This window comes from Pseudoalteromonas xiamenensis (assembly GCF_030994125.1).
Taxonomy (GTDB): Bacteria; Pseudomonadota; Gammaproteobacteria; order Enterobacterales; family Alteromonadaceae; genus Pseudoalteromonas; species Pseudoalteromonas xiamenensis_B.
In genome coordinates this window covers 2,923,909-2,937,741 of the sequence record NZ_CP099917.1, presented here as the reverse complement: position 1 = coordinate 2,937,741, position 13,833 = coordinate 2,923,909, and the positions used below count along the sequence as shown (strand labels likewise).

11 protein-coding genes are annotated in these 13,833 nt (G+C 42.9%); 3 read left to right on the top strand and 8 right to left on the bottom strand.

The features are described from left to right. Positions 1–36: 36 nt before the first annotated feature. The 5 genes from glyA to NI389_RS13575 all read right to left on the bottom strand — a co-directional run bounded on the left by glyA (position 37) and on the right by NI389_RS13575 (position 6,798). On the bottom strand, positions 37–1,293 hold the full coding sequence (gene glyA / locus NI389_RS13595; protein ID WP_308360402.1) for a serine hydroxymethyltransferase: 1,257 nt from the start codon (positions 1,291–1,293) through the stop codon (positions 37–39). A gap of 248 nt (positions 1,294–1,541) precedes the next feature. After that, positions 1,542–2,831, bottom strand: coding sequence for a threonine synthase (gene thrC / locus NI389_RS13590; RefSeq protein ID WP_308360401.1), 1,290 nt, complete (start codon positions 2,829–2,831; stop codon positions 1,542–1,544). Between the two features lie 14 nt (positions 2,832–2,845). Further along, positions 2,846–3,772: a homoserine kinase gene (thrB, locus tag NI389_RS13585; protein ID WP_308360400.1), complete on the bottom strand. Its 927-nt coding sequence runs from the start codon at positions 3,770–3,772 to the stop codon at positions 2,846–2,848. A gap of 9 nt (positions 3,773–3,781) precedes the next feature. Further along, on the bottom strand, positions 3,782–6,199 hold the full coding sequence (gene thrA, locus NI389_RS13580) for a bifunctional aspartate kinase/homoserine dehydrogenase I (protein WP_308360399.1): 2,418 nt from the start codon (positions 6,197–6,199) through the stop codon (positions 3,782–3,784). Between the two features lie 233 nt (positions 6,200–6,432). Continuing rightward, positions 6,433–6,798 carry a response regulator gene (locus tag NI389_RS13575; RefSeq protein ID WP_308360398.1) on the bottom strand — a complete coding sequence of 122 codons (366 nt, stop codon included), beginning with the start codon at positions 6,796–6,798 and terminating at the stop codon, positions 6,433–6,435. A gap of 265 nt (positions 6,799–7,063) precedes the next feature. Here NI389_RS13575 and NI389_RS13570 point away from each other — a divergent pair, with 265 nt between their 5' ends. Beyond that, entirely contained in the window at positions 7,064–8,827 is a 1,764-nt protein-coding gene (locus NI389_RS13570) for a sensor histidine kinase (RefSeq protein WP_308360397.1), read from the top strand. Between the two features lie 108 nt (positions 8,828–8,935). Here NI389_RS13570 and NI389_RS13565 read toward each other — a convergent pair whose 3' ends face one another. Together NI389_RS13565 and dapE are read right to left on the bottom strand one after the other, a co-directional pair. After that, a complete protein-coding gene (locus NI389_RS13565; RefSeq protein WP_308360396.1) occupies positions 8,936–10,246 on the bottom strand; it encodes a M20 metallopeptidase family protein in 1,311 nt (436 codons plus the stop codon). 125 nt (positions 10,247–10,371) lie between these two features. Then, the gene (gene dapE / locus NI389_RS13560) at positions 10,372–11,541 is read right to left on the bottom strand and encodes a succinyl-diaminopimelate desuccinylase (protein WP_308360395.1); all 1,170 of its coding nucleotides are present in this window, start codon (positions 11,539–11,541) and stop codon (positions 10,372–10,374) included. 248 nt (positions 11,542–11,789) lie between these two features. Here dapE and NI389_RS13555 point away from each other — a divergent pair, with 248 nt between their 5' ends. Then, positions 11,790–12,443 carry an OmpW/AlkL family protein gene (locus tag NI389_RS13555; RefSeq protein ID WP_208842513.1) on the top strand — a complete coding sequence of 218 codons (654 nt, stop codon included), beginning with the start codon at positions 11,790–11,792 and terminating at the stop codon, positions 12,441–12,443. A gap of 120 nt (positions 12,444–12,563) precedes the next feature. On the opposite strand, the gene NI389_RS13550 is transcribed toward NI389_RS13555, so the two are convergent. After that, complete coding sequence (locus NI389_RS13550; RefSeq protein WP_308360394.1) at positions 12,564–13,094, bottom strand: thioesterase family protein; 531 nt, start codon at positions 13,092–13,094, stop codon at positions 12,564–12,566. A gap of 377 nt (positions 13,095–13,471) precedes the next feature. Here NI389_RS13550 and NI389_RS13545 point away from each other — a divergent pair, with 377 nt between their 5' ends. Then, positions 13,472–13,813 (top strand): hypothetical protein, encoded by a 342-nt coding sequence (locus tag NI389_RS13545; RefSeq protein ID WP_308360393.1) that lies wholly within the window; start codon positions 13,472–13,474, stop codon positions 13,811–13,813. Positions 13,814–13,833 lie beyond the last annotated feature (20 nt).

Here is a 13,833-nt window from a genome sequence, read left to right as displayed (position 1 = left end):
TTATCATAACAAAAATCAACTCAGTTGTTAGCGTAATTACGCGTAAACTGGGAATTTTGCACAAATTGCTTTTACTTTCTCACGTACTGCAAGTTGTACAGACTCATCCGCGATGTTGTCTAGAATGTCACAAATCCAACCTGCAAGTTCACTTGCTTCTGCTTCTTTAAAGCCACGGCGTGTGATTGCTGGCGAACCAATACGCAAACCTGATGTAACGAACGGTGAACGTGGGTCATTTGGCACAGAGTTCTTGTTTACTGTGATATACGCATTACCTAACGCAGCATCAGCATCTTTACCTGTGATGTCTTTCTTGATTAGGTCAAGAAGGAACAAATGGTTATCTGTTTTACCTGATACGATGTCATAACCACGAGCTTGCATTACTGCAACCATTGCTTGCGCGTTTTTAACAACTTGCGTTTGGTACGTTGTGAATTCTGGTTGTAGTGCTTCTTTGAACGCAACTGCTTTCGCGGCGATAACGTGGCACAGAGGACCACCTTGGCCACCTGGGAATACGGCACTGTTTAACTTTTTATAGATTTCTTCATCGCCACATGCAGACAGGATCAAACCACCACGAGGACCAGCTAACGTTTTGTGTGTTGTTGTTGTTACAACGTGTGCGTGTGGTAGCGGGCTTGGGTAGATACCTGCCGCAACAAGACCTGCAACGTGCGCCATATCAACAAGTAAGTATGCACCTACTTTATCTGCGATCTCACGGAATTTAGCCCAATCAACGATGCCTGAGTAAGCAGAAAAACCACCGATGATCATTTTTGGTTTGTGCTCAAGCGCTAGCGCTTCAACTTGCGCGTAATCAATTTCACCTGTTTCAGCGTTCAAACCGTATTGGATTGCGTTGTATGACTTACCTGAGAAATTTACGTGCGAACCATGAGTTAAGTGACCACCATGCGCAAGGCTCATACCTAGAACGGTATCATGTGGTTGAAGTAACGCTTGGAAAACCGCTGCGTTTGCTTGTGAACCTGCGTGAGGTTGAACGTTTGCGTAATCACACTTGAATAATTCACATGCACGGTCAATTGCCAATTGTTCAACAACGTCAACGTGCTCACAACCGCCATAATAACGCTTACCTGGATAACCTTCAGCGTATTTGTTTGTTAACTGAGAACCCTGAGCTTCTAAAACGCGTGGGCTACAGTAGTTTTCAGATGCGATAAGCTCGATGTGCGATTCTTGACGAGCGGTTTCCGCTTCAATCGCTGCAAACAATTCTGAATCAAAATCAGCGATGTTCATGCTACGTTCTAACATGGGGTCTCCTAGGTACACGTATATTGTGAAAAGCCGTATTGTACGCCTAAATTGACCACTTGCCTACGCAAACGGGGCGTAACTTGAGTGAACATATTTAATCAAGGATTGAATTTATTTCACAGTCTTTTGACAATGATATTTTTTAATTTAAACATTTATAAAAATTATAAAAACAACCAAACTAAATAAATATTTTAAATGTAGCAACAAAAAGAGGCCTGTTGGCCTCTTGTACAACAATGGGGTTATTGCACCGCGAGCTTTGCGTAAACCGCCGCTTTTAACTCGGCGTAGTCCGCTTTCAACGGTTCCGCCAGACAAGGCTTAGCCAAGGCGTCAGACAAGGCCTTTGGCAGCTCTATGTCCGTGCCAAGGACTTCATCAACAGAGTCTTTAAATTTGGCTGGATGTGCTGTCGCAAGGAAAATCGAACTCGCGTTCGCAAGCTCATCTTCAACCATGCCTTTGTAAGCGATCGCAGTATGAGGTTCGACTAAATAACCCATTTCATGGAGTGTGTGCATCGCTTGTTTCGTTTCTTGTTCAGATACTGAACGTGAAAAAAAGTCATGCTTTGAGAACATTGTTTCTTTTAGCATTTGTTCCACTCGCGGCCAGTTATTAGGTTTGCTCACATCCATTGCGTTCGACAGTGATTCTTTCGTTGCATTTGGTGACCATGTATTGTCAACCAAATAACGTGGAACCGTATCATTTTGGTTTGTCGTAGCGCTGAGTCTTTGAATAGGTAAACCGATAACCGCAGCAATCATCGCGGCACATACATTACCAAAATTACCGCTAGGCACAGAAACATGGACACTATTACGCTTATCTTCCGGCAACTGAGCAACAGCCTCAAAGTAATAACAAACTTGCGCAAGTAGACGACTTATATTGATCGAATTCGCCGAGTTCAAACCAAGCTTCTGCTTCAATTCCTCATCCAAAAACGCCTCTTTTACCAACGCTTGGCAATCATCAAAACTGCCATCGACTGCGTAGCAGTGGATATTCTCACCCAAAGTTGTGAACAGCTTTTGTTGTGCGAGAGAAATTTTGCCTTCAGGGTATAAGATCACCACATCGACATTTGGCTTTTTATAAAATGCATGGGCAACAGCTGCCCCTGTATCACCACTGGTTGCCGTTAAAATAGTTACTCGCTCGCCTTCGCTAAACAGGCTTACGCATTCCGCCATAAAACGACCACCAAAATCTTTAAACGCCAACGTTGGACCATGGAACAGTTCTAAACAATATGTATTTTTTGCAACATTAACTAACGGCGCAGGAAAATTAAACGCACGTGACACCATGTCGCTCAACACATCCTTTGATAGCTCATCACCAATTAAATGACTCAGAATTTTTGCACTGCGTTCCGCAAAAGGCAGACTGAGCAAGGCGGATACTTGACTAAGAGGAGCTAACGTTTGCGGGAAAAATACACCTTGCTCTCGCCCTAGACCGATTTTAACGGCTTCAACAAACGAAACCTGTTGAGACGCATCTTTTAAATTAAATAAGTTCATATTTTTTATCCTTGTTACAACTCGCGAGTGCCAAAATGATCGAGCTTACATATGTGACTAAAACCCTGCTCGTTAAGATAATTTTCCTGTAACCACTGCTCACATTTCTCTGCTGCTTGTTGGCTTTTGCAAATTGAAAATAATGTTGGACCCGCACCAGAAATACTGACCAATTCAGCACCTAAACTCGGTAATGCGGCTTTCGCTTCTGCAAACCCTGCTATCAGTTCAGCTCGGTATGGCTCAGCGACTGGATCTTCCATAAGCTCAAGTGCTTCGTCAAAACGTCCCGCTTGCATTAAAAGTACAAAGGCGCTCAAACGCTGGGCAAAACAAACGGCATCATGAGTTGACTGCTCTTTTGGTAGTACTGCACGAGCTTTTGCTGTGTTTAATGCAAACCCCGGATAAGCAACAACGTAATACCAATCTTCAGGGGTTTGGACACTCATGGCTCGATTAGGCACAAGTTCAGCCGTCAGTTGAAGACCACCTAAATAGCATGGCGTAATGTTGTCGTAGTGACGACCACCTGACACTTTGCCTTCGAAATCAGCCATTAGTTCAATTAACTCAATTTGGCTTAACGTTGTTTTGGCAAAGGCATCAAGGGCCGCAAACGTTGCAACGACTGAACACGCACTTGAGCCCAAACCAGATCCGATTGGAAGACGTTTTTCAAGAGTCAAAGCAACTGGAGGCATTGTTGGCGCGACAAATTCACGAAAATGTTGTAAACATTGAAACGCTAAATTCTCTTGTGCATTTGACGGCAGAAATGACGCGTAGGCGCCAATGCATTCAAACGTATCCTGTGGCGCATCCTGCACATGAACGACATCACCAAGAAGACTGCCATCAATTGGGGCTAGTGCTGCCCCTAGAGAATCAAAACCAACGCAGAAATTACCGATTGATGCTGGTGCATACATACTAACCATGACTCACTCCTATCGAGACAATGTTTTGAGAATATCAGCAAATACGCCCGCTGAAGTCACTTCAGCTCCAGCACCGTACCCACGAATCACAAATGGACGAGGCTGATAATACTGACTTAATATGGCAAGCGCATTTTCACCATCTCGAATCGCATTGAGGGCATGCTGTTTATCAACGGCTTCAATTCCAACTCGACATTGCCCATTCTCAATTGTCCCAACGTAACGCAGCACCTTACCCTCTGCCGCAGCACTTTGCACTCTATCCGCAAATTGCGCATTCAATTCTGGCAACTTTTCCATGAATTCATCGACACTTGAGCCTTCTGCAAAGTGGCCTGGTACGACAGGTTCTACAACGATATCCGACAACTCAAGCTCAAGCCCTGATTCTCGAGCGATGATAAGTAATTTACGAGCAACATCCGTCCCGGATAAATCATCACGCGGATCAGGTTCTGTAAATCCAAGCGATTTCGCCTTTTCAGTTGCTTCAGAAAGCGATAACCCGTCTTCTATCGCACCAAACATGTACGACAAACTACCCGATAAAATTCCATTGAATGACAGTAGTTCATCACCCGCACCAAACAATAATTGGAGGTTATCAAGTACAGGTAGCCCTGCACCAACGTTTGTCTCGTACAAGAATTTACGACGCATCGATAACGCAGCAGCCTTCAACTCTTGGTAATATGCGAAGCTACCCGTGTTCGCCTTTTTATTCGCAGCGACAACGTGGAAGCCTGCACGTAAAAATTCAGCGTATTGGGACGCCAACTGTTGAGAGGAACTGCAATCCACAATGACTGGGTTGATTAGGTGGTTTGCTCTGACGAATTGTTCAACTCGCGTTAAACTGAATGGTTCCGCAACCTTGCCGAGCTCCAATTGCCAGCTATCAAACGGCACCCCATCAGAATTCAGGTAACATTGTTTCGAATTTGCCACACCATATAAATTCAACTTAATGTTGCGTGCTTCCAACCAAGCTTGCTGTTTTTCTAACTGCTTTACTAATTCCTGACCCACTAGGCCAACACCAAGTAAAAACACGTCTATCGAAGGGACATGCGTAAAGAAGTTCTCATGGCAAACTTTCACCGCATCGTTGCAGAGTGCGCCATCAATGACCGCTGAAATCGCACTTTCCGTTGAATCTTGCGCAATCGCAACTATGTTTACTTGTGCTTGCGCCAACGATGCGAAGAATTTTGCAGCCAACCCTTTGTGGGCTTTCATGTTATCCCCCACCAAAGTCACTATGGCGAGCTCGCGTTGAACTTGAATTGGCTCAATTAACCCCGCTTGTGATTCAAGCGCAAATGCCTGCTCAAGCGCATTTAGCGCCAACGCTAAGTCACTTTCGTGAACACAAAAGCTAATACTAAATTCACAAGAAGATTGCGTAATGAGTACGATTGAAACATTGTCATTAGCAAGTGCGCTAAAGACCCGTGATGCCATACCCACTTTACCTTTCATGCCTGGGCCTGATACCGTCAACATAGCTAGTTTTTCTAAACTTGATATAGCTTTAACCGTCTCATCACCTTGACGCTCATGGCTAATCATCGAGCCTGGTACGTCAGGGTTGTGTGTATTCTTGATTTCACAAGGTACGCCGACTTTTGCACACGGTAAAATAGTTTTCGGGTGCAAGACTTTCGCACCAAAATACGAAAGCTCCATTGCTTCTTTGTACGATAGCCAATTAATTTTACTGGCCTTTTTAATAAAACGAGGGTCCGCATTATAAACACCATCAACGTCTGTCCAAATTTGACAAACTTCGGCTTCTAAACAGGCTGCGGCAATCGCAGCAGAATAGTCTGACCCATTTCGGCCAAGTACGGACAACTCGCCCTGCGCGTTACTACCAGTAAAGCCAGGCATGATGTAATAGGGAAAGTTGTTTTGCTGCAGTTGTTGACGGAATGCGTCTTTACTCGCCACTAAATCAACTTCGGCCTCCAAATAGTTGCCTTCAGTCCGAATACAATCTGTTGCTTCCAAATAATAGGCATTGTCAGAGCCCATCATTGCTTGCATCAGTGCAACGCTCACACGCTCGCCAAAACTAATGACGTACGCACGTACTTGGTCTGGGCAATGTTTGAGTAATTTAACACCAGCCAATTTATCCGCGAGTTCATTAAAATTCGGCCAGTGCTCAACTTTACTGAATGCGGCTTCAACTTCTGAGCGCAGCCCTTCTGACCGCAGAATTAGCGCATCCCAACGTTCGCTGTAATCCGAACCTTGTGCCGCTAAGTCGGCAAGTCCAACAAGATGATCTGTCATGCCCCCTGGCGCAGATAGCACAACCAGCGAATCAGGCCCCGCATAGGACAATATTAATTCTTTTACCTTTGATAAACAGGCGAAATCCGCAAGGGATGAACCACCAAACTTTAAAACTCGCATAATTTATGTTCCTCATTCCAAAAACGAAAAAAGGCCTGTGTTCGTAGTGAACACAGGCCTTTTTTGAATACGCAACGACCTATGCCACTATCCAGTCAGGATGGTGGTGGTAATAATAATGGTCGTAGTATTCAATAATTCTTTTTTCATAACGCAATTAGACTGCCGTAAAAACAGCCAAACTGTCAAGGTGAATTTCGGGAATAGATTATGTGAATTTTTCAAGTTGGATTTTAACGAATGCCAAATTTATGCAAAACAGACAACAATGAGTCTGACTTAACAGGCTTTTCAATAAAGTCGAGCGCACCCAGCGAGGCAACTTTTGCCTTCATTTCGGATTGAATATCAGCGGATATGACCACCACAAAACTTTCAATTTTCTGCTCTTTGATCCCTTCAAGCACCCCAATTCCATCCACTACAGGCATAGTTAGGTCTAAACAAACCAAATCTATCTGCTTTGATTGCAACAGCGCCAATGCTTCCGCGCCATGCTGCGCCTCGACAATGTCAACATCCAGTGAAGCTTGCAAACAGCGTTTTACTTGTTTACGTGCGACTGTTGAATCGTCACAAACTAGGACAGAGTAACTCATCGTGTTTTCAAATATCCAAAAATAGCATCGAGCTCTTGACTGATAAGCTGTTATTGCTAAAAAGTTTAGTTCTCAATAGCAACCTCGTTAGCAACTTATACCACAAGAACGAAAAATAAGTTAAGTGATATAACAGTCTAAATTGTAAAAGAGGTAAAGATATTGAGATAAATCCATTATATTTATTTATTTTTAATCGGTTATTGGCTAAGTTTATAAGCAGACAAAAAGCTGTGAACTTATTTTGAGGAGCACGGGTTCATTCATGCTACAAAAAAGCCTATCAAAAAAGCTACTTACAAACGTGCTTTCGGTTTACTTCTTATTAACATTTGTCGTTACGTGCGGTCAAGTGGTTGCGGAGTATGTTAATACTAAAGACTATATTCGCAACGAATTGACCATGCTGCAAAAAACCTTCAGCCGAAGCCTAACTCGCGCTATATGGGAACTAAACACTAAGCAGACCGTAACCACAGCCGAAGGTTTACTCGCAATCCCGATGATTGAGGGGATTATTGTGCGTGATGACAGTGGCGAAATTATTTCGCAACTTGGTCGTTCTTTGGATATCCATGAACTATACAGTCAACAATTAGTTCAGGAAGAAGCAATAATCGAGGACACACCCTCTGGTCTATTTGGGTATACTTTTCCACTTATTTTCGAATTTTCAGGACGCGCTACCCAAGTTGGTGACGTAACGCTTTTTTCAAGCCGCGAAGTTGTGTTCAGCCGTATCATGATTTCAATCTACTTCTTGATTGGCAACGCGATGATCAAAACAACCTTTTTGATTATCCTATTTTTACTTGCGTTCAGAAAACTACTGACCGAACCATTGTCTCAGCTCACAGAACAAATTGAAGAATTCGAGCTTGATGATGCCGATGGCCATCGCATTGAGTTGGACACCACTGAGCGCAACGAATTGAAAGTGATGGAAGAAGCGTTCAACAAACTCATCGATAAAGTAGCTGAATACCGCAAAAAACTAGATCAAACGCAAAAAGAACTCATCATCAGTAATGAGAAACTAGATCAGCACAATCTGCAGCTAGAACAAGAAGTTGCGCGCAAAACATCAAATTTAAGCCAAGCAATGATGGATTTGCAGCAACAAAAATACGAACTTGAAAAACAAAAGCTTACTTTAACTGAGGAAGTCGATAGGCGTAGACAAACAGAGCAAGAGTTACTCACCAAACAAAAAGAGCTTGAACGGTATCTAGATGAACTCAATTTAGCCCAAGAACGCTTGGTGGGTTCAGAGAAAATGGCTGCCTTAGGGGGGTTAGTTGCGGGTATTACCCACGACATTAATACACCGGTTGGAATTGGCGTTACAGCAACGTCCTTCTTGCAAGAACGTCTAGAGCAAATAGAAATTGCGTACAAAGAAAAAACGCTTTCACCCAAAGCATTGGAAGAATTTATAAACGATGCGAAGCAAAGCACCAGTTTACTTACAACAAACTTAGACCGAGCCAGTGAGCTGGTCGCGAGCTTTAAACAAATCGCGGTTGACCAAGCAAGTGAAGCGGTCAGAACGATTAACTTTAAAGAATACTTAGGGGAAGTTATAAAGTCTTTGCACCCTAAACTCAAAAAGACCAAACACAACATCAATGTGAGTTGCCCTGATGATTTGATACTCAATCTTCCAGCGGGCGCGATTAGCCAAATATTCACAAACTTGATCATGAATTCTCTCATTCACGGTTTTGAGGAAATGAATATTGGTACGATTGATATTGCGATCACTGAAGACAATGATGACGTTAAAATTGTGTACAAAGACAATGGTAAAGGTGTAAGTAAAGCGCAGCTAGAAAAGCTCTTTGACCCGTTTTTTACGACTAAACGCGACCAAGGGGGTAGCGGTTTAGGAACTCATATTACACTTAACTTAGTAAAACAAACATTGAATGGCGAGATTGAGGTTGAGAGCGAAGAAGGCAAAGGCTTGACCTACTACATTCGCTTTCCAAAAGACATGCAGCAACCACCGTTAGAGATGTTTAGTTAAATCTAGAACCGTTATAAACAAAAAAGGAAGCCAGGCTTCCTTTTTTGTTTTTCCATCACGATTAAGGTGTGATAGCGCTTGCCTAAACGCGTCTGTTTGTATTGAACGTTACGGCTTATTAAATAGATCCAAAGCACTTTGCGTCATCGCAGTTACACCCGTTTTAATCGTCAATGGGTAATCAGGGGCAAATTTGCTTGAATGTAATGACGGTAATGTTTTCCCTGCGGCGACACTTTGTGCATAGAACGTTGGCTCGACAGCACCCAGCCAGAAGATGGTTATTGGCACTTGCTCATCAGTACGCCCGTACAATCCAAAATCTTCTCCTGCCATAACAGGTTCAGCCTTTTCAACATTACTTTGACCTATTGCCGTTTCAATACTTGCTTTCACTTTAACTGCTAGTTCAGGTTCGTTGTACGTTGATGGAATTCGCTCTTCTTCGTGTACATAGACACTCGGCATCAGCTCATCAGGTAAACCAGCACTTAAAGCAATACCATTCGCCATCCGCTTTATTGTAGCAACTTGTTGGTCTCTAACTTCAGGATCGTAGGAACGTAGTGTTAATTGTAACGTCACTTCATCCGAAATAACGTTATGCTTTGAACCACCGTGAATGGACCCGACAGTAATAACTGAAGGCTTCAATGGTGAGATTTCGCGACTGGTGATCGTTTGTAATGCGAGCACTAAGCGAGAGGCAATTACGACAGGATCGATTGTCGTATGAGGATAAGCGCCATGCCCGCCCTTACCTTTAACCGTTATATCGACGGAGTCGACATTTGCTAAAGCGTAACCTGGGGCAACCGCGACTTTACCTGCAGGTAAATTGGCGCTAACGTGCAAACCTAAAACGTAATCTGGCTTGGCGTATTTGCTGAAAAGTCCCTCTTTTAACATTGCCTTTGCACCACCGCCGACTTCTTCTGCTGGTTGCGCGACCAACATAAGAGTCCCCTTCCAACGCGACTTATTATTCATTAACTGTTTTGCTGTGCCCACTAAGCTGGTCATATGTATATCGTGTCCACAACCGTGCATTACACCAACCGTTTGATTGCTAGCATTGAGTGTCGTCACTTTTGATGCGTACGCCTTTCCTGTTTCTTCAGTAATAGGCAGCCCATCGGTATCTGCCCGGATCATTACCGTTGGGCCTTCACCATTTTGAAACAGCGCAACAACACCATGACCACCAACACCTTCGGTCACCTTCATACCAAGCGCTTTAAACTCTTCAGCAAGACGTTTAGCTGATTGCTCTTCATGATACGAAAGTTCAGGGTTTTGATGTAAATGGAGATAGAGTTGCTCGAGACTTGGTAGTTGTTTGTCTAGTTGTGCTGATAAAGTAGCCGCTGAAGTTTGGCTTGCAACCAATAAAGCCAAACTTGTTATTGTCCATTTCATAATTATCCCGTTCTTGTCGTTATTTACCTCCCAAGCTATCACATGCGAAGCTGATTTGGTAACTCCATCAGACGAAGTGAAAACAGGTGAAATATCGCTCCACGAAAGCCAAAGACAAATTTAGGTCAGCTAAAATAATCTTGTAAGATTTCGCAATAGATTAACTCTATTGTATCGAGATCAGTCAGTGGTAAATGTTCATTTACCTGGTGTATCGTATGATTGCGTACACCCACTTCAATGACTTGGGTATGTGCATTAGAAAAGAATCGACCGTCGGAAGTCCCACCAGCGGTGCTTAATTGCGGGTACTGACCTGTACACTTAAAAATGGCATGTTCTATAAGACCTAAAAAGCAGCCTGCACCTTGTTCACCTGTATAATAAGATTCACAAGGCCTTTCCCAAGCCAACTCAAACGTGTGTGACCAAGCTGATAAACAACGCTCTATGCATTCAATTACTTCATCACTGTTATAACCATGACTATAACGAATATTGAAGGTTATCTCACATTTGGCTGGCACAAGATTATCGACGACGTTTGGAATATTAATCCCCGTTACCTGCAATGTTGTTGCCGATCCTGGTTGATCGTTTTCCCAAGTGAGCGACGATAAGGCATTAACAATTTGACCAGCTAAGTGCGCAGCATTAATTGTATTTTGTGGATAAGCAACGTGTCCCGCTTTTCCTCTAACTTGAATCCGCGCGGATATCGCTCCACGACGACCATTTTTAATCGCATCGCCTACACGTAGCTCACTTGTCGGCTCCCCCACTAGACACGCATCCAGTGTAATATTATTTTCCGCAAGATATTGCGCTAAATATTTGGAGCCAAACTCTGCTTCACCTTCTTCATCCGACGTAATAAGCCAATAGAAAGAACCTCGAAGCGGACTAAGATCATGCAAATTAACCAACTTTTGGCATGCAGAGAGCATGGCTGCAATGCCACCTTTCATGTCACACGCACCACGTCCATACACCGCACCTTCAATTATGTCAGCTGAAAATGGCGCTGCTTTCCAAGCACTCCCTGCTGCAGGTACAACATCAACGTGACCGGCAAAAGCAAACACGGGACCTGGCAAAAAATGTCGAACAGCGATGAGGTTATCAACACCATTTAATGGCAAGCGAATTATCTCAAAACCCATCAATCCCAATTCAGAAGAAAGCCAGTCTAATAGCCCTGCGTCGTTAGGTGTAATAGAAGGAGCTTGGATCAATGTTTTTAGCGCGCTTAAAGCATAAGACGGTTGGTTTAAAACGTGAGTTTGAAGTGCCATGATTCCGTAGCCAAAGTTCAATTTCCACGTTCATTTAAGCAACCTATTATGATCAATACATGGCAATTTCATGGCAAAGAGATGTCACCGAGACGCAAATAAGTGCAAAAAGTTAATCTAAATCAAACTTTCAGAAAGATCTGAAACTACCTTTTAAAAATCTTGATCTAGAACAGTTTTTTCAAAAATGGAGAGAGTAATAATAAGCCCAACAAAGAGATTCGCCTTAAAAGGCCCAGGAGATGAAAATGAAAAAACAACTTAGCGCAGCACTACTTACTTCACTTTTGGTAGCAGCTCCTTTTGCAAACGCAAATTTAAGCGTGAACGTAGGTGCAATCAACGTTAATCCAACTAACTCTTCGTCGCCAATCGACCAAAACAATGCGTTGGGTTTGAGCGCTGACAGCAACACACAGCTAGGTATTACATTCGACTATGCGTACACAGACAACATCGTGTTTGAACTAGTTGCAGCAACACCATTTTCTCACACAGTAAACGGTGAAGGCGGTTTGAAAGGTGCAGAAATTGCAGACGTTAAACATCTGCCACCAACACTTTTGGCACAATACCACTTCTTTACGAAAGATTCAGCGTTCCGTCCATTCGTCGGTCTTGGTTTGAATTACACGGTTTTCTTTGATGAACAACCAAGTGCAGCGCTGAAAGCAACTCTAGGTACAAATGACGTAAAACTTGATTTAGATTCGTCATTTGGTTTAGCACTTCAAGTCGGTTTCAACTACAAGCTAAACGAAACATGGGGTCTACATGCCATGGTGTCTAAAATGGACATCAATACAGACGCTACAGTATACGCAAACGGCGCTAAAGCTCTTACTTCAGATGTTGAGCTTGACCCAATCGTTGCAATGTTTGGTGTGAAGTACAACTTCTAAGAATTCGGGCTGGAATCAGCCCAAACACTATCATTTCATGATATTGACTTTCTCAATCCCAAGGCCACGTTTGTGGCCTTTATCCTTTCAGATTGAGTAAAGGGCAAGCAGATAAGCTCGTTATTGATTTGACGATTTTTTCTCTTCCAACATCGCTTTCCAATGCATCACTTCTTTTGGCAATATTGGCGCTACTCCATCAAACCCTGCCACATCCAGCATTTCTTCAACTGGCACGACGCCTTGTTTACGTCTAAACACACCTCGAATATAAGCGATGGCATGTAATCCTCGATGAGAGTGAAATTTTTGTTCAATATAAAAATACTTGTGGTCCCAACCGACCAGACGTGTAGTTACCGTAAATTTTTGCAGTGGTTTGATATCTCGAATGTAGGTGATAGCAGTCGCATTGACGATAGGAAACCAGCGCTTCTGATAAATCGCACCGAATAAACCTACACGCTCAGTTAACCACATACGAGCCAAATCCATAAACGCCAAATAACGAGAATTCGTCAGGTGCATATTGATGTCGCAATCACTTGGCAACGCGCGAAATTCTATATCAATCGGTGTGAGCAACGTGTCGTACTGGCGATTTTGTTTAATTCGCCAAAGTAAAAGAATGAGTCGGAAATATAAATTCATAACTAATGGTCTAACCAGTGTGCAAAAAATTCAGTCTATCACAATCATTTTTAGAACAGATAGATGCGAATAGAATTATTAATACTGAAAAATGAACAAAGTGAGCTGTCTGTTGTCACTATTCAGTTTTCGCTTTGGAAACGATGACAACGTTGTCCCTAATTACAGACTGAAGGTTGCTAAAAGCATAGGACTACACTAACCTGATAAATAGTTGTAACTATAAGAATATTATCTATGAAGAAATTTTTTCTTGGGGCGTTCCTTTTTTTATCAGCCTCCCCTCGTTTGCTGAATTTGAACTACCTGGTAAAGGTGTTATTCGTTACTCTACGGGCGTTGAAAAGCCATTTAACTTTGGTTTTGCATGGTCTCCAGTGGAAGACAAATTTACGATTGGTAACAAAGCATACAACATGGATCTACCCGAGAGCTACTCCGTAGCAGTCACGTTAAGTAAGGATGATTCACAGGTCTGGGTACAAGAATTTGCGCAAAGCTTTATTGAAGGGTTTGAATGGGAAATTGGTGACCACAAAATCATTCTCCGTAAGGCAACATTTGCTCAACCAGTTAAAGGTAATTATGTACTCTCTCTTGACGGGGTAGATTACTTTTTAATGAAAAACAACGTTAGCATTACGTTCAACTTTGAACATCGCGGATTAACCAGCGTGCGTCTAGAGGGTGTAACAAAAGACATGGGCACCAAACATTAGTGTGATGCCCTAAAGATTTA

Coding starts and splice junctions, on each gene's coding strand:
- NI389_RS13555 (WP_208842513.1), top strand. CDS start 11,790: ATGAAAAAACAACTTAGCGCAGCACTACTTACTTCACTTTTGGTAGCA.
- NI389_RS13575 (WP_308360398.1), bottom strand. CDS start 6,798: ATGAGTTACTCTGTCCTAGTTTGTGACGATTCAACAGTCGCACGTAAA.
- glyA (WP_308360402.1), bottom strand. CDS start 1,293: ATGTTAGAACGTAGCATGAACATCGCTGATTTTGATTCAGAATTGTTT.
- NI389_RS13550 (WP_308360394.1), bottom strand. CDS start 13,094: ATGAATTTATATTTCCGACTCATTCTTTTACTTTGGCGAATTAAACAA.
- thrA (WP_308360399.1), bottom strand. CDS start 6,199: ATGCGAGTTTTAAAGTTTGGTGGTTCATCCCTTGCGGATTTCGCCTGT.
- NI389_RS13565 (WP_308360396.1), bottom strand. CDS start 10,246: ATGAAATGGACAATAACAAGTTTGGCTTTATTGGTTGCAAGCCAAACT.
- thrB (WP_308360400.1), bottom strand. CDS start 3,772: ATGGTTAGTATGTATGCACCAGCATCAATCGGTAATTTCTGCGTTGGT.
- dapE (WP_308360395.1), bottom strand. CDS start 11,541: ATGGCACTTCAAACTCACGTTTTAAACCAACCGTCTTATGCTTTAAGC.
- thrC (WP_308360401.1), bottom strand. CDS start 2,831: ATGAACTTATTTAATTTAAAAGATGCGTCTCAACAGGTTTCGTTTGTT.
- NI389_RS13570 (WP_308360397.1), top strand. CDS start 7,064: ATGCTACAAAAAAGCCTATCAAAAAAGCTACTTACAAACGTGCTTTCG.